Source organism: Paenochrobactrum gallinarii, assembly GCF_014205685.1.
Lineage (GTDB): Bacteria > Pseudomonadota > Alphaproteobacteria > Rhizobiales > Rhizobiaceae > Paenochrobactrum > Paenochrobactrum gallinarii.
Genome location: NZ_JACIIU010000003.1, coordinates 150044 through 166611 on the forward strand (window position 1 = coordinate 150044; position 16568 = coordinate 166611).

Annotated in this window: 15 protein-coding genes and 1 riboswitch; of the genes, 8 read left to right on the forward strand and 7 right to left on the reverse strand. The window is 50.1% G+C overall.

The genetic code is table 11. The features are described from left to right. Positions 1-54 precede the first annotated feature (54 nt). Positions 55-3555, forward strand: coding sequence for a hybrid sensor histidine kinase/response regulator (locus FHS77_RS05095; protein ID WP_184220975.1), 3501 nt, complete (start codon positions 55-57; stop codon positions 3553-3555). A gap of 7 nt (positions 3556-3562) precedes the next feature. On the opposite strand, the gene FHS77_RS05100 is transcribed toward FHS77_RS05095, so the two are convergent. Beyond that, positions 3563-4210: a response regulator transcription factor gene (locus tag FHS77_RS05100; RefSeq protein WP_184220977.1), complete on the reverse strand. Its 648-nt coding sequence runs from the start codon at positions 4208-4210 to the stop codon at positions 3563-3565. A 470-nt stretch (positions 4211-4680) separates the two neighbouring features. Between FHS77_RS05100 and pip the strand changes: the two genes are divergently transcribed. The 3 genes from pip to FHS77_RS05115 all read left to right on the forward strand — a co-directional run bounded on the left by pip (position 4681) and on the right by FHS77_RS05115 (position 7299). Beyond that, entirely contained in the window at positions 4681-5628 is a 948-nt protein-coding gene (gene pip, locus FHS77_RS05105; RefSeq protein WP_184220979.1) for a prolyl aminopeptidase, read from the forward strand. A 232-nt stretch (positions 5629-5860) separates the two neighbouring features. Next, entirely contained in the window at positions 5861-6205 is a 345-nt protein-coding gene (locus FHS77_RS05110; RefSeq protein WP_184220981.1) for a DUF952 domain-containing protein, read from the forward strand. Between the two features lie 2 nt (positions 6206-6207). Beyond that, on the forward strand, positions 6208-7299 hold the full coding sequence (locus FHS77_RS05115; protein WP_184220983.1) for a quinone-dependent dihydroorotate dehydrogenase: 1092 nt from the start codon (positions 6208-6210) through the stop codon (positions 7297-7299). 3 nt (positions 7300-7302) lie between these two features. Here FHS77_RS05115 and FHS77_RS05120 read toward each other — a convergent pair whose 3' ends face one another. The 3 genes from FHS77_RS05120 to FHS77_RS05130 form a co-directional block, all read right to left on the reverse strand. Then, entirely contained in the window at positions 7303-8658 is a 1356-nt protein-coding gene (locus tag FHS77_RS05120; RefSeq protein ID WP_184220985.1) for an MATE family efflux transporter, read from the reverse strand. Positions 8659-8756: 98 nt separating this feature from the next. Then, positions 8757-9248: a CAP domain-containing protein gene (locus tag FHS77_RS05125; protein ID WP_184220987.1), complete on the reverse strand. Its 492-nt coding sequence runs from the start codon at positions 9246-9248 to the stop codon at positions 8757-8759. 81 nt (positions 9249-9329) lie between these two features. After that, positions 9330-9596 (reverse strand): DUF6460 domain-containing protein, encoded by a 267-nt coding sequence (locus FHS77_RS05130; protein WP_184220989.1) that lies wholly within the window; start codon positions 9594-9596, stop codon positions 9330-9332. A gap of 456 nt (positions 9597-10052) precedes the next feature. Here FHS77_RS05130 and FHS77_RS05135 point away from each other — a divergent pair, with 456 nt between their 5' ends. Next, on the forward strand, positions 10053-10385 hold the full coding sequence (locus tag FHS77_RS05135) for a hypothetical protein (RefSeq protein ID WP_246431231.1): 333 nt from the start codon (positions 10053-10055) through the stop codon (positions 10383-10385). A gap of 60 nt (positions 10386-10445) precedes the next feature. Here FHS77_RS05135 and FHS77_RS05140 read toward each other — a convergent pair whose 3' ends face one another. Beyond that, a complete protein-coding gene (locus FHS77_RS05140; RefSeq protein WP_184220993.1) occupies positions 10446-11537 on the reverse strand; it encodes a 2'-deoxycytidine 5'-triphosphate deaminase in 1092 nt (363 codons plus the stop codon). Positions 11538-11731: 194 nt separating this feature from the next. After that, positions 11732-11811, forward strand: a riboswitch (SAM riboswitch). A 57-nt stretch (positions 11812-11868) separates the two neighbouring features. Between FHS77_RS05140 and metA the strand changes: the two genes are divergently transcribed. The 3 genes from metA to apaG all read left to right on the forward strand — a co-directional run bounded on the left by metA (position 11869) and on the right by apaG (position 14579). Further along, the gene (gene metA, locus FHS77_RS05145; RefSeq protein ID WP_184220995.1) at positions 11869-12807 is read left to right on the forward strand and encodes a homoserine O-acetyltransferase MetA; all 939 of its coding nucleotides are present in this window, start codon (positions 11869-11871) and stop codon (positions 12805-12807) included. An 84-nt stretch (positions 12808-12891) separates the two neighbouring features. Beyond that, a complete protein-coding gene (locus tag FHS77_RS05150) occupies positions 12892-14085 on the forward strand; it encodes an O-succinylhomoserine sulfhydrylase (protein WP_184220997.1) in 1194 nt (397 codons plus the stop codon). A gap of 101 nt (positions 14086-14186) precedes the next feature. Continuing rightward, positions 14187-14579: a Co2+/Mg2+ efflux protein ApaG gene (apaG, locus tag FHS77_RS05155; RefSeq protein WP_184220999.1), complete on the forward strand. Its 393-nt coding sequence runs from the start codon at positions 14187-14189 to the stop codon at positions 14577-14579. A 65-nt stretch (positions 14580-14644) separates the two neighbouring features. On the opposite strand, the gene FHS77_RS05160 is transcribed toward apaG, so the two are convergent. Beyond that, complete coding sequence (locus FHS77_RS05160) at positions 14645-15634, reverse strand: Hsp33 family molecular chaperone (protein WP_184221001.1); 990 nt, start codon at positions 15632-15634, stop codon at positions 14645-14647. Positions 15635-15641: 7 nt separating this feature from the next. Further along, a complete protein-coding gene (gene argF, locus FHS77_RS05165) occupies positions 15642-16568 on the reverse strand; it encodes an ornithine carbamoyltransferase (RefSeq protein WP_184221003.1) in 927 nt (308 codons plus the stop codon).

Here is a 16568-nt window from a genome sequence, read left to right on the forward strand (position 1 = left end):
GCGCAGAATAGCTTATCACTCAAAGCTGAGTGATAAGCATGAGGAGAGCGTAGTATGCAGGGCTGGGCAGTAATCGGGCTGGCATTTTTATATTTATTGCTGCTCTTTGCCATTGCCAGTATCGGCGACAAACGCGCGGCCAATAAAAGCAATGCACCCCGCCCTTATATTTTTTCACTCAGCCTTGCCGTCTATTGTACCTCGTGGACATTCTTCGGTTCTGTCGGCATGGCAGCCACCAGCGGTTGGGAATTCTTAGGGATTTATATCGGCCCTGTGCTGGTTTTCGTCTTCGGCAACCGCTTTTTACGTCACATGGTGCGGCTGGCCAAATCCGAACATGTCACGTCCATTGCTGATTTTTTAGCGGCACGATATGGTAAAAGTTTCAGCGTCGCCTCCCTTGCCACCCTAATTGCCGCTGTTGGCTCCATTCCTTATATATCACTGCAATTGAAAGCCGTTTCCGGCAGCGTCGACATGATCGTCATCAATTATAATCCTGACTTTGACCCGTCAGTGTTTATTTTTGGCGATATATCCTTGGCGGTCGCGGCAGTCCTTGCACTTTTTGCGATTCTTTTTGGCACCAGGCATACGGATGCAACCGAGCATCAGGATGGCTTGATTTTAGCTGTTGCAGTTGAAAGCTTAATTAAACTCAGCGCCTTTTTGCTTGTCGGCATCGCCTGCACCTTCTTTTTGTTTGGTTCGCCTTCAGAGCTTCTTGATACACTTTATAATTCTCCCGAAGCACTCAGCGCTTTGGAGCATAAGACCTCAGCCGCAACCTGGATTGTCCATACTGTTTTAAGTGCCTGCGCCGTTATTATGCTGCCGCGCCAGTTTCACGTCACCGTTGTGGAAAGCCGCAGTGATAAAGAGTTGCACACAGCGCGCTGGATGTTTCCGCTCTATCTGATTTTGATCAATATATTTGTACTGCCTATCGCTTTGATCGGGGTGATGAAGCTTGGAACAAGCGTTAACGGCGACCTTTATGTGCTGGCTTTGCCGCTGTTAGCACATGCGGATACAATGGCAATTATCGCCTTTATCGGTGGTTTGTCGGCAGCAACAGCAATGGTGATTGTTGCTTGCGTTGCACTTTCCATCATGATTTCCAATCATCTGGTGCTGCCATTACTCATTAAATATTTCATGCAGCAAGAGCGCAAAAAAAAGCGCGATTTAACGCAAATTATTCTGATCACCCGCCGCCTGACAATCATCATTATTCTGGCACTGTCCTTTGCCTATTATCGCGCTACATCCAATAATGTGCATCTGGCCTCCATCGGCTTTATTTCCTTTGCCGCAATTGCCCAATTTGCACCGGTTTTGATCGGGGGCTTGTGGTGGCGAAATGCCAATGGGCGCGGCGCTTTATTGGGGCTGAGCGCCGGCTTTATTGTCTGGGTCTACACATTGCTGATCCCGACACTTGCCCCGGACAATGCCGCCCTTCTTATCGACGGTCCTTTTGGCATAAGCTGGCTGCGCCCCAATGCGCTGCTTGGCAGTGACGCCCTGCCACTCACTCACGGGGTGATCTGGAGCCTGGCGATCAATACGCTCTTCTTTATCGCAGGCTCATTATCGCGTGCCGCTTCGCCGGTCGAACGTATTCAGGCTAGTATTTTTCTGCCCCGCCATGTCATGACCATGCCGACATTGCGCCGTTTCCGCACCGAAGTAACCGTTGCAGAACTGCAAAGCACTATTTCCAGTTATTTGGGTGCAGACCGCGTCGCACGTGCATTGATGCATTATGAAGACAAGCATCAGGAACATTTATCTCCTAATAAAACCATCGATATCACGCTATTACGCTATGCAGAGCAAATGCTTGGAACGGCGGTCGGATCCTCTTCTGCGCGCCTGATTTTGTCTTTGCTGCTTCACCGCAAAGATGGTTCGGCTCGCGGTGCCAGACAATTGCTCGACAACGCATCCGAAGCCCTGCAACAAAACCGCGACCTGTTACAAATCGCCATCGACCAGATGCCGCAAGGCGTTACGGTTCTTGATAAGGACCTGCGCATCACCTGCTGGAACCGTCAGTTCCGTTTACTGCTCAGTCTGCCGGAAGAGGTTATTCAGGTCGGATTCCCGATTTCCACCATTCTGGAATATCTGGATCAGCGCGGAGACATTCCAGTGAGCGAGCGTGCAGCTATTATCCGCTCATTCGGCCGTGCCAATCAGGTCTGGCGCTTCCAGATTTATTCTACAGGCAGAACTCTGGAGATCCGTTCCAATCCGATGCCAGATGGTGGTTTGGTTGCATCCTATACCGATGTGACTGCAAGCGTTGAAGCCGAAGCCACCCGCCAGCGTGCCAATGAACTTCTGGAACAGCGGGTTGCTGACCGGACAGCCGAGCTTACCGCCGTCAATCAGGAACTGGCTCAAGCGCGCGGTCTGGCTGAAAAAGCCAATCTCGGCAAAACACGATTTTTGGCTGCTGTCGGCCATGATATTCTGCAGCCGCTTAATGCGGCACGCCTTTACAGCACCCTGCTCAGTGAAAAACTCGCTAACTCGGAATATACCGAATTTGCAGAAAATATTAATTCGTCGCTTGAATCCGTCGAGGCGATCTTAGGGCTGGTTCTCGATATTTCGCGCCTTGATACAGGTGCGTTAAAACCTGAACCTTCCGTCTTCCGGCTGGATGCGCTGATGACGCAAGTGGCTAAAGATTTTGCGCCTTTAGCTAAAAATCGCGGACTGGAGCTGCGGGTCATTCCCAGCAGTTTAACAGTCAAAACCGACCGTAATATGTTGCGCCGCTTGTTGCAAAACCTGATTTCCAACTCGATCAAATATAGCCATACCGGCAAGATCGTGTTTGGGGTGCGGCGCCGCGGCGATCATATCGATCTGCAAGTGCTTGATAGTGGTATCGGCATTGCTCCCGACAAGCTGGCTACTGTTTTTCAGGAGTTTACCCGCCTTGATGAAGGTGCACGCGTGGCAGAAGGTTTGGGGCTTGGCCTCTCCATTGTTGATCGTATCGGCCAAGTGCTTGGCCTGCCAATCAGCATCACCTCTATTGTCGGGCGCGGTACAGTTTTCACCATCACCCTCACACCTTCCAATGAGACAATTGAACCCGACCAAAAAACACCGCAGCTTCAGTCTGGCGGGATTACCTCATTGCAAAGTTTACGTGTTCTGTGCCTTGATAATGATGCCAAAATCTTAGGCGGCATGCAGGCTTTGCTTGGTAATTGGGGCTGCCATGTCGAAAGTATCCGCAATCACAGCGATCTGATTTTCTACTGTCACCATTCCAAACAACCGCCACATATCATCATTGCAGATTACCATCTGGAAGAAGGCAATGGCTTGGAAATCATCGACTATGCCAGAAATTATTTTGCAAAAAATATGAACTGCCCGTTCATTGCGGCCATACTTTTGACTGCTGACCGCTCACCGGAAGTGCGCGCAGAAGCGGACGAGCGACAAGTGATTATCCTGAACAAGCCTCTGAAACCGGCCGCATTACGCAGCCTGCTTTCCAAATTCACCCCAACATGCAGATAGCTTCGCTTTAAGAGCGCAAGCTTTCCGCACCAATTTTTGACAAAACAATCACCGCTTGTGTGCGGCTGTCAACATTAAGCTTTTGCAGCACAGCCGAGACATGCGCCTTCACTGTTGCTTCCGAGACAGACAATTCAAAAGCGATCTGCTTGTTCAGCAGCCCTTCGCCCAACATGGTCAGCACCCGCATTTGCTGTGGTGTTAATGTGCGGATCCGTTGCAACAAATCACGGGTTTCGGCATCTGGTTCAGCCGTAATTTCCACACCTGCCGGCACCCAGATGTCCCCATCCAATACGGCTCGCACCGCATCACCGATCCCGTCCATGCTGGTGGATTTGGGAATAAAACCGGACGCGCCCAGCTCAAGCGCCCTTGAGATTGTTGCATTGTCATCCGTGCCGGACACGATAATGATAGGAAGTGCAGGTTGCAGGGCTTTTAATGCAATCAGACCAGACAATCCGGTACCGCCCGGCATGGTCAGATCAAGCAATAATAAATCAAGATCATCCTGATCTTTGATAAGCTGAACAACCGATTCAAAATCTCCCACTTCAGTGATGCTCACCTCAGCAGAAACTGCTTCTAAAACTTGCCTTAATGCGCCACGAAACAGCGGATGGTCATCGGCAATAATAAATTTTAAGTGCATTGCGCAGTCATTTACTCTTGGGTTTCGACGAAGTTCGCACGCGTCTTTCAAGATTTCACCTGAGTTTCCGATGCGACATCATCATTCCATGATTAGCTGTTTTGTGACCAGGAATCACGGCCATAAACTTGCTGGCACATATTGAAATCATCGCGTCTGGCATATCAAAGCTTGCAGGCAATGAGTATTGAACAGCAACAACTGCCAAAACATCTTCATCATCACCATAGTGCAAAGCTGATTTCAGACAATTTTGCCTGATGTAAGAACCCCTTCCCCACTTAACATGCGCTTATTAAAGTATTTTTCAGCAGTTTTTTCAAGTCATTCATTACACGCAACATGATCAAAAGCCATATATTGTGATATCAATCGTGCCTATGCCGCGATCCGGCCTTATTATTCATTCAGCATTACAATGGTTTTTCATCAACCTATTCGAGATTTTTTAAACCAAAAGAAGGCAATCTATGGCGCAGCATCAGCTTTATCCGGAAATTCAGCCCTATAGTCAGGAAATGTTGCAAGTCTCGGGCTTACACCGCATCTATCTGGAACAATGCGGCAATCCGGATGGCAAGCCTGTCATTTTATTACATGGCGGCCCGGGCGGCGGCTGCACGCCGAATATGCGTCGTTTTCACGATCCGGAAAAATACCGCATCATTCTGTTTGACCAGCGCGGTTGCGGGCGTTCTACTCCCCATGCAGAGCTGCGCGAAAATACCACATGGGATCTGGTCGGAGATATGGAAAAAATCCGCGAGCATCTCAATATTGAAAAATGGCAGGTCTTTGGCGGCTCATGGGGCTCCACCCTGTCGCTGGCTTATGCGCAAACCCATCCTGACCGCGTCAGCGAACTGGTGTTGCGGGGCATTTTCATGGCCAGAAAATTTGAAATCGACTGGCTTTATTCCAATGGTGCCAGCATTGTCTTCCCTGATCACTTTGAAGATTATCAGGAACATATCCCTGAAAATGAGCGCCACGACATGGTGAGCGCCTATTATAAGCGCCTCACCGACCGCAATCCGAAAGTGCAGATTGAAGCGGCACGCCGCTGGGCACGCTGGGAAGCCTCGGTTATTTCACTTCTGCCCGACCCGTCAAGAGTGGAAGAATTTGGCGAAGATAGCTACGCTATCGCCTTTGCCCGTATTGAGTGCCATTATTTCCAAAATAAAGCCTTTTTCAAAACGGATGATCATTTATTACGCCATATTGACCTTATCCGCCATATTCCGGGGGCTATCATTCATGGTCGCTATGATATGTGCACTCCCTTTATCAATGCGTGGCAATTGAAAAAAATGTGGCCGGAAGCCGATCTCCACATCGTTGAAGACAGTGGCCACGCCTCCACTGAAAAAGGCATTATCCATCAGCTGGTTGCGGCCACCCGTAAATTTGCCTGAAACTGACAAATGGCGCAGCATGGACTCAAATCCGGCAGCGCCATTTATTGGCCACAGCAAATTTGACTATAGATTATTGCAGCTGCAGCCATGAGCCTCATGCACATGAGCTATGCTGCCAAGGGTTTAACTTTGCCTTTTTATATTTTTCGTTCTAAAGCAGTTCGCTACTAACAATCTGACGTGATTAAAAACAGTTCAATTTCAAGGGCAAATGCTTTAGAGAACAAGAATGAGCTCAAAAATCATTTATAAAATTGTCCCACAGCAAATGTGGCAGGAGGCGCAAAAAACCGGTATTTTCACCGGCGCTCCGATTGATATTGAAGATGGTTACATTCACTTTTCAACGGCAGATCAGGTGAAGGCGACAGCCGCAAAGCATTTTGCCGGTCAAAATGATTTACTACTTGTGGCCGTTGATGCGGCCTTGCTTGGGCATGAGCTCAAATATGAAGTTTCGCGCGGCGGCGCTTTATTCCCGCATCTTTATGCTAATCTTGATTTGCAATATGTTCAGTCTGTCGTTGCTTTGCCTTTGGGCGAAGACGGTGTTCATCTTTTTCCGGAGCTGTAATCATGCCTCGTTTATTCGAAAGTTTTGGCCGCCGCGCCCTGTTTGCGCTTGATGCCGAACAAGCGCATGCTTTATCCATCACAGGCTTGAAAACCGGCCTAGTCAGCGGCAGCTTTCCGGAAGATCCGGCATTGCGCCAGAAAATCGCCGGTGTTTGTTTTCCAAACCCGCTCGGCATGGCCGCAGGCTATGACAAAAACGCTGAAGTACCAGACAATCTCTTAAAGCTCGGCTTCGGCTTTACAGAAGTTGGCACTCTTACCCCACGTCCGCAAAGCGGCAATCCGAAGCCACGCATTTTCCGTCTTGTCGAAGATGAAGGCGTTATCAACCGTCTGGGCTTCAACAATGAAGGCCATGAAGCAGCCTATAAGCGACTGGCTGAACGCGGCAGCACCGGCATTATCGGTGTTAATATCGGCGCAAACAAAGATGCCGAAGACCGCATTGCTGATTATGTGGCAGGCATCAAACGCTTTCATGCGGTTGCGCGTTATTTCACCGTCAATATTTCATCGCCGAACACTCCCGGTTTACGCAACTTGCAAAGCCGTGAAAGCTTGCGCGAATTATTGCAGCGCGTGCTGGAAGCCCGCGATGACGAATGCCAGAAATGCACGTTGAAACGTCCGGTTTTCCTGAAAATCGCGCCTGATTTAAGTGAAACAGAGCTGGATGATATCGCGCAGGAAGCCTTGGCTCAAAAACTCGACGGTTTGATTATCTCCAATACAACCCTGTCGCGCACTGGTTTGAAATCAAAAGACAACACCGCGGAAACCGGTGGTCTTTCCGGTGCCCCTGTTTTTGAACGTTCCACCATTGTGCTGGCCAAAATGCGCCAGCGTGTCGGCAAAGAAATGCCGCTTATTGGTGTCGGCGGGGTGGACAATACCACCAAAACTTTGACAAAGATTAAAGCCGGTGCCGATCTGGTACAGCTTTACACGGGCATGGTTTACAAAGGCCCTGGTCTGCCGGCAGAAATCATCAAAGGCTTGAGCCAGGTGGTTGAAGCTGAAGGCGTTGCCAATATTTCCGCTTTCCGCGACCGTGAAACCGATGAATGGGCAGCGAAAGAAATCCCTGCATAAAACCTATAGGCCTCTGCCAAATTGTGCGCGGTAACGTGCCGGCAATAAAGCCAGCAGGGTTAGTCCCCGGATCGACAAAAACAGATTTAATGCCAGCCAAAGCCCGTGATTTCCCATCGCGGGCTTTGCTACATAAAGCACTGCGAAAAAGAAAATCAGCGAGAAAAACATCATGTTGCGCATATCACGCGACCATGTGGCGCCGATATAAACCCCGTCCATATGAAAGGCTAAAACCCCTGTCAGGCCGGTTAACACCGCCCAAGGCAGGTATTGCACGGCTACCAGATAAACATCTTCGGACTTTGACAAGAGATGAATGATTGTATTGCCAAATAGCAATAAAAGTGACGAAACGATCAGTGTCATCACCATGCCCCAGAGGAATGTCAGCTTGGCACCGCGCTTGAAAGCAGGTGAATAATGCGCCCCAACCGCACGGCCTGTTATTTGTTCGGCAGCCATTGCCATGCCATCCAAAAAGAAGCCGATCACCAAAAAGAAATTCAATAAGACCGAATTGGCGGCCAGTGTCACCGAACCCATTTCTGTGCTGGCGCGGGTAAAAAAGGCAAAGGCTGTGAGCAAAAGAAAAGAACGTATGAGAATATCACGGTTGACAGACACCATATGCAACAAAGCCTGCGTGTCAAAAACTCGCTTTGAATCCGGCTGCGCCACCTTTCGAAAGCGCAAATAGATAAAACTGACACCTATTAGTGCCGTTACCGTTTCACCGATAAATGTGCCCCATGCCACACCGGCAATACCCCATTCCAGCACCAGCCCCAAATAAAATGACAGGCTGATATTAATACCGTTGAGCAAAGCCTGCAGGCCAAGGCCGAGCATTCCCTCGCCTCGACCAAGCAGCAAACCCAAAACAGAGTAATTCAACAGGGCAAAGGGTGCCGATAAAATCCGGATCGACACATAGGTTGTCATCGCAGCAATTGTTGCTGGTGTGGCCTGCATAAAATTATCTGTCACTGACAAAACCAGCGGCAAGCATAAAATCATCAAAATGCCTGCCACAAGGGCGATAATCACCGCGCGCCAGAAAATAGCCTGCTCTTCCAACGGATCTTCACGCCCCATCGCCTGCGCCACCAGCCCTGTGGTACCGGTGCGCAAAAAGCTAAAAATCGTCAGTAAAAAGTCAAAAACCAGCGCGCCGATCGCCAGTCCGCCAATCAGCTCCGCATCTCCGAATTGCCCGACAACGCCCATATCGACAAGGCCAAGCAAAGGCGTTGTGATCGCCGCCAAAGTCATTGGCACGGCAATCATCACAATCATACGATGGGTGACATGAAACGGACGAATAGCGGGCACGCCCGTATTAAGTAGCTGGTTCATCAATAATAAAGCTCCGCGTTGGCCAGCCACCCCTCTTGTGACTTGCTCAACAATCCGCTCCTATCGTGATTTTTAACCGCGTGCAATTGCCCTGAACGTCACGCCTGTTGCGCAACACCCAACATCATCGCCCAATAAATATAATGGGGTTTATTTTCCGGCGTTGCCCATGCCAGACCATAGCGGTCAAACACCGGATCAAGCATGTTTTTGCGATGTCCGGCAGAATTCATCCATGCTTTAAAAACTGCATCCGTATCAGATTGACCGGAGGCAACATTTTCCGCCGCGGGCCCGCGAATGCCCGCTTGCTGCAACCGCGCGACAAAACCATTGCCCCAACCGATATTGTGACCGATTTTCCCGTGGCTTGCCATTCTTTTAGCCTGATAGAGCGCTGCCTGCTCCAGCTTTGGATCGGTTGCCATCAAGGACAAACCATGTTGGCGGCGGATCGCATTGAAAAGCCCGGTCGGGTCGCTGGCTGCCTGCGCGGATGTTATCTTTAACACGGCAGGTGCAGATAAAATCACTGCACCTCCGGCTAAAATCTGTAAAACAGCACGGCGCGTCACCAGTCCGGTTTTCATAGCAATCACTCTGTCGTCAAATTTTTCAAATCTGCTGTTTTCTATGCAAACAATCTGCACTTATTGTGGCAGATTGCGGCTTCAGCGACGATAATTGAGCAAACGCAAAATGATAAAGACCGGAATAACCACGGCAGCGCCGAGCAGGAAATAATCGGCAAAATTGCCCAAAGCGGCAAAGCCCATATTCCAAAGACGCACGAAGAAATCACGCACCGCCCATAAAAGATCATAGGGTGACCAATGGAATGCGTTCATCACAAAGCCGACAACAAGTGACACGATCACCAGTTTCACCAGCACACGGGCGGGTGTATCACCGAGAAAACGATTAACTTTATCGGACATGGTTTGATGCTCCTGCGGCTGCGTTCTTGGTTCTCAAGTAAACGCTCTTCGCCCGAGTTGCAAGTTATGCGCCCCGAACAAGCTGTTATCAGCGTGATTTAAATCATTTTGTCGCCACTGGCAGATTTATAGAAAATCTCTGCCGCAAAGCGCTGAAAATTACAAAACCCATGCCTGTCCGATTTTTATCCGCTCTTTATCATCTGTCATCAGCCATCGATGATAAAGGGGATAGCCATGCCGAGCGATATTCTGCTGACCACAGATATATTGGTGATCATCACCATCTGCCTTTCTGTGATCTATCTCACATGCCGTCATTTCTTCCTTTAAAATCTGCCACGACCATGAGCAATCAGGGCTTCAAGCATAATTTACAGGCTTAAAGGTTGAAAAAAATCTGATAGCACCTATACCAGATTTATGAGAAAAATCGGTTTACCTCTGATCTTTTTAATGGGCATCTCCGGTTCTGCGGCCTATGCCGCAACCGACAGTGAAGTTGTGGCCGAAATGGCCAGCCAATGTTGGAAACTGCCTGAAGGAATTGATTATCAGAAAGCTGTGGCCGTTTTTGAGGTCAAATATGACCGTGAAGGCAAGCTCACCGATATTGCTACAGTGGAATATCGCCCTGTGCGCAAGGCAGGCCAGCTTTTTGCCATCAGCGCAATGGAAGCCATTCAGGAATGCGCCAATGAAACGCGTGTGCGCTCCCGAACGGTGCGCGTGGTGATGAATTATAGCGCGGCCAAATCCAATGACCCGCTCAATATGAAACGCCGCTGATATTCAAAAATAAAAAAGCCGGAGCACTTCACACCGCTCCGGCTTTATTTTTACGTCCGTTTAACGGAAATGTTTTGACAGTTTCAAACGCTGCGCCTGATAATGCGAGCCACGCTCCGAGCCATAAAGAGCGCTTGGACGATGCAACATTTTTTCATAAATCAAACGGCCGATAATCTGGCCATGTTCCAAAATGAACGGCACTTCATGGCTGCGCACTTCCAAAACCGCACGGCTTCCGGTGCCGCCAGCAGCTGTATGGCCAAAGCCCGGATCAAAGAAACCGGCATAATGAACACGGAATTCACCAACAAGCGGATCAAACGGGGTCATTTCAGCAGCATAATCCGGCGGCACATGCACAGCTTCGCGTGAAACCAGAATGTAAAACTCATCCGGATCAAGCACCAGCTCACGCGCGCCGCGATCATAGATCGGCTCCCAGTAATCATAAAGATCATGGGCATTGCGCTGATCGACATCAACAACCGATGTGTGATGCTTACCGCGATAACCGATCAGGCCATTTTCATCGCCGGACAGATCAATCGAAAGGGCAATACCGCCACCGGAAATATTAGGTGTTTCGGAAGCAACCAGCGTTTCGCGCTCATGCAAGACAGCCAGTTCAGCTTCATCCAATTGCGAGCGTCCCTGACGGAAACGGATTTGTGACAGTCTGGAACCGGTACGCGCCACAATCGGGAAAGTGCGCGGGCTGACTTCGAGATAAAGCGGACCTTGATAACCGGCAGGCACTTTATCAAATTCCTGCGCGCCATCGACAATCACGCGGGTGAAAATATCAAGACGGCCGGTCGAGCTTTTCGGATTGGCAGCGGCTGACAATTCTTGCGGCAGATGCACGCTTTCCAGCAGCGGCACAATATAAACGCAGCCGGTTTCCAAAACGGCACCTGATGTCAGGTCAATCTCATGCAGCTTCAGGCGTTCCAGCTTGTCGATAACCGGTGTATCACGACCCGGCATGAAGGAAGCGCGCACACGATAAGCTTTGGTGCCAAGGCGCAGATCAAGGCTGGCTGGCTGGATCTGGTCGTCATCCAACGGGCGGGCAGATTTTAACGCACCCACCTCAAAGAGCGCCGCGATATCTGCATCCGCCAATATTCCGAGCTGCTCATTTGCCATTACCAAAATCCCTGACACCTAGACGAAGAACAATAAATAGTCCCAACTCGATACGACATCTCAAGCATTAGAACAACAGGGCTGCACCCGTTCAGTTGCTCATATGGTAAATTACGCTTTCTTTTCCTCAGAAAAGGAGATAGTAGAAATCCTGACCTTGCTTGTTGACTCAATTCGTCATGCAGGTCTAAATATATTTCTACCGTGGTGATTTGGCCGGCCGGCTTGCAGCCACGTAAAATAAATCGCTAAATAGGGCCGCGGTTGACCTCCTTCCGGGTACTTGTTGCGATTTTTTTACTTGCACCGGCACCAGAGAAGAGAGTTGAATATGCCGATTAAAATCCCTGACACACTTCCAGCTTTTGCGACCCTTGTCAGTGAAGGCGTGCGCGTGATGAGCGAGACCCAAGCGACTCGCCAGGACATTCGCCCTTTGCAGATCGGCCTGCTCAACCTCATGCCGAACAAAATCCGCACCGAAGTGCAAATCGCACGTCTCATCGGCGCCACCCCTTTGCAGGTGGAGCTGACCCTTGTGCGCATCGGCGGACATCGTGCCAAAAACACTTCCGAAGAACATCTCTTGTCCTTCTACAATACATGGGACGAGATCAAACACCGCAAATTTGACGGCTTCATCATCACCGGCGCACCTGTGGAAACGCTTGATTATCAGGATGTGACCTATTGGGACGAAATGGAGCAGATTTTTGAATGGACAAAAACCAATGTCCACTCAACCTTCAATATTTGCTGGGGCGCAATGGCTGCTGTCTGGCACTTCCACCGTGTGCCAAAATATGAATTGGCGAAAAAAGCCTTCGGCGTTTACCGTCATCGCAATCTGCAACCGGCCTCCGTTTATCTCAACGGTTTTTCCGATGATTTCCAAATCCCGGTCTCGCGCTGGACAGAAATTCGCGGAGAAGATGTGCGCCAAGTGCCGGAGCTGGAAATCCTGATGGAATCCGATGAAACCGGTGTTTGTTTGCTGCGTGAAGAAGACGGCAACCGCCTCTATATTTTCAACCATGTTGAATATGATTCAACATCGCTGGCAGAGGAATATTTCCGCGATATCGAAGCTGGCAACCAGATCGACCTGCCGCAAAACTACTTCCCGCAGAATGACCCTAAGCTGACGCCGCAAAACCGCTGGCGCAGCCATGCCCATCTCTTATTCGGCAACTGGATCAACGAAATTTACCAGACCACCACTTATGATCTGGAGATGATCGGCCAGAAAAAGACCGAAGAACCAGAATAAAGTAATCGCATTTTTAAACGCATATCAGGCTCGCCCGCTCCTCGCATCATCAAGACGAGCCTGTTAAATTTTACAGGTTGGAAAATGACTGATAAACCAAAACGCAATTTTCGCCCCGCCACACAGCTTGTGCATGCAGGCACGGAACGCTCGCCATTTGGCGAAACCTCGGAAGCGCTCTTCCTGACCCAAGGCTTTGTTTATGAAAATGCCGAAGCCGCAGTGGCACGCTTTAATGGTGAAGATCCGGGCTTTATTTATTCCCGTTATGCCAACCCGACCACCAATATGTTTGAAAAGCGCATGTGCGCACTGGAAGGTGCGGAAGAAGCACGCGCCACGGCTTCCGGCATGGCCGCAGTTGCTGCCGCCATTTTGTGTCAGGTGAAGGCCGGTGACCACGTCATTTCGGCACGCGCTGTTTTCGGCTCCTGTAATTATATCGTTGAAACATTGCTGCCGCGCTATGGCGTGGAAATTTCCATCATCGACGGCTCAAAGCTGGAAAACTGGCAGGCAGCAACACGCCCGAACACCAAAGTGATGTTTTTGGAAAGCCCTTCCAACCCGACATTGGAAGTGATCGACATTGCCAAAGTTGCCGAGATCGCCAATTCAGTTGGTGCAAAACTGATCGTCGATAATGTGTTTGCAACCCCGCTTTTCCAAAAGCCTTTGCAGCTTGGTGCGCATATTGTTGTTTATTCCGCCACCAAACATATTGATGGTCAGGGACGCTGTCTGGGCGGTCTTGTTTTGTCGGATCGTGAATGGATCGAAAACGAGTTTCAGGAATATTTCCGCCATACCGGTCCGGGCCTCAGCCCGTTTAACTCATGGATCATGCTGAAAAGCCTTGAAACCATGCCGGTGCGCATTAAACAGCAGGCACATTCGGCACGCGCTCTGGCCGATTTCCTGGCGGAGCAAAATGCGGTGAGCAAAGTGATTTATCCGGGACGCGCCGATCACCCGCAGGCCGATATTATTGCACGCCAGATGAGCGGCGGTTCCACCATGATCGCACTGGAATTGAAAGGCGGCAGAAAGGCTGCTTTTGAATTTGAAAATGCGCTGGAAGTCATCCGTATTTCCAACAATCTGGGCGATGCTAAAAGCCTGATTACCCATCCGGCGACCACCACGCATAAGAACCTCACCGATGAAGCGCGCCTTGAGCAAAACATCAGTGAAGGCTTGCTGCGTCTCTCCGTCGGCCTCGAAGATACCGACGATCTGCTTGAAGATGTCGCTGAGGCATTAAAGGCCATTAAATAGGCTGCTTTCAGCATAAATTTATGCCATGACTATGCAACCGGCACATTGATGTGAACCATCAACTGTGCCGGTCAATTGTCAAAATCATAAGAGTTGAAGCAATGTACCGTGCCACCACCCATGATATTGAAATAACGGTCGAACCTTTTTATCTGGAAGAGCAATCCGAACCGGATGAAAGCCGCTATTTTTGGGGATATCGGGTGACCATTGCCAATCTCTCCAAAGCAAGTGTTTGCCTGCGCTCCCGCTATTGGAAAATTACCGATGGTGCGGGCAAAACAGAAGAAGTACATGGTCCGGGCGTGGTCGGCGAACAGCCTGTGATTGAACCGGGTGACAGCTACCAATATTCATCCGGCTGCCCGCTGAAAACCGATTCCGGCATGATGGTCGGCAGCTATCAGATGCAAAGCGCCAATGGCGAAGCGTTTGAAGTCAGCATTCCGGCTTTTTCGCTGGATATGCCCGACAGCCGCCGGACACTCAACTAATCCCAATAAAAAAGCGGGTTTTCAGCTGAAAACCCGCTTTTCTTTAAATTGATCAAGACCAAATCTTATTTGGCAAAATCTGCCGGATCGAACACATAATTGGTCGAGCAGAATTCGCAATTGACGACGATCTGACCGTCTTCAGTGCTTTCCAGAATTTCCTCCGCGGAAAAACCGGACAATACACCTTCGATCTTCTCGCGCGAGCAGGAGCATTTTGCCACCACCGGTGCCGGTTCATAAACGCGCACACCGCGCTCATGGAACAAGCGATAGAGCAAACGCTCAACAGCCACCTGCGGGTCGGTCAGCTCGGAGCTTTCGATTGTGCCAACAAGCGCACGCGCTTCCTGCCATTCATCTTCCGCATCCACCTGGCCTGCGACCTCACCTTCGGGCGCATCACCACCTGGCAAATCTCGATGTTTGGCGTGAATTTCTGATTGTGGCAGAAACTGGATCATCAGACCACCGGCGCGCCATTGCTTTTGCAAGGTGCCGTCGCTGTTACGCTCCATCAACTGCGCCACACTAATGCGCACATCGGTCGGGATCTGTTCCGACTGCATGAAGTAATTGCGGGCAATTTCTTCCAGTGATGAGCCGTCAAGCGCCACCAGCCCCTGATAGCGCTGCATATGGGCACCCTGATCAATGGTCAGTCCCAATGTGCCGCGGCCAAGCAGGTCTTCCGGCTGGGTTTTACCCTCAGCAATCGCTGCATTCAGGCGCTCTTCGTCAAATCGTGCATAAGCGCGCACGGCATCCGGTGTCTGGAAATCCACCACCAGCATATCTACAGGCCCGTCAGACTGCGTTTGCAGAATGAATTTGCCCTGAAATTTAAGCGTTGTGCCAAGCAGAACCGTTAAAATAACGGTTTCTGCCAAAAGACGTGCAACCACTTCCGGATAGTCGTGGCGCGACAGGATCTGGTCGAGTGCGCCACCCATCTGAATGGCGCGGCCGCGGATATCCAGCCCTTCCACCTGAAAAGGCACCACGGCATCATCACCGGCATAGGTCATATCCGGTTCAAATGTTACATTAGCCATGTTTCTTTTACTCTCCCTTCAGGCACCAAGCCAAAATGGCCTTTTGTGCGTGAAGTCGATTTTCCGCTTCGTCAAAAACAACAGATTGCGGCCCGTCGATCACTTCATCTGTGACTTCATCACCGCGATGCGCCGGCAGGCAGTGCATGAACAGAGCCTTTGGGTCAGCCTTTTCCATCAGATAGGAATTCACCTGATAAGGCATAAAGACATTATTGCCGCGCGCATTATCTTCCTGCCCCATGGAAACCCATGTGTCGGTAACGATGCAATCTGCGCCTGCTGCTGCTTTGTAAGCGTCGGTTGTAGACATGATCTTCGCACCATTTTGCCAAGCCCAGTCCAGATATTGTTGCTTTGGTTCGCTGCCTTCAGGGGTGGCGATATTTACGTTAAAGTTAAAACGTGCCGCCCCTTCAACGAGTGAATGAAGGACGTTGTTGCCATCGCCCATCCATGCAAAGGTTTTGCCTTCAACGGGGCCGCGATGTTCTTCATAAGTTAGGATGTCGGCCATGATCTGACAAGGGTGCGTATCATCTGTCAGCGCATTAATAACCGGAACAGTAGCATGTTCAGCCAGTTCCAGCATCCGGTCATGCGAGGTGGTGCGGATCATGATCGCATCAACAAAACGCGAAAGAACCTTGGCGGTATCAGCAATCGTCTCGCTGCGGCCAAGCTGCATTTCCGAGCCGGTCAGCATCAAGGTTTCGCCGCCTAGCTGGCGCATACCCACATCAAAAGACACGCGCGTTCTGGTCGATGGTTTTTCAAAAATCATCGCCAGCACTTTGCCGGATAAGCTCTTATTGATTTCGCCAGCCTTGGTGCGGGCTTTCAACTGCTTCGCATCATCCATGATCATGCGCAATTCCGCAGAGCTGATATCTGCCAAATCTGTAAAATGTTTTACGCCGTTTTTGCTGATCAT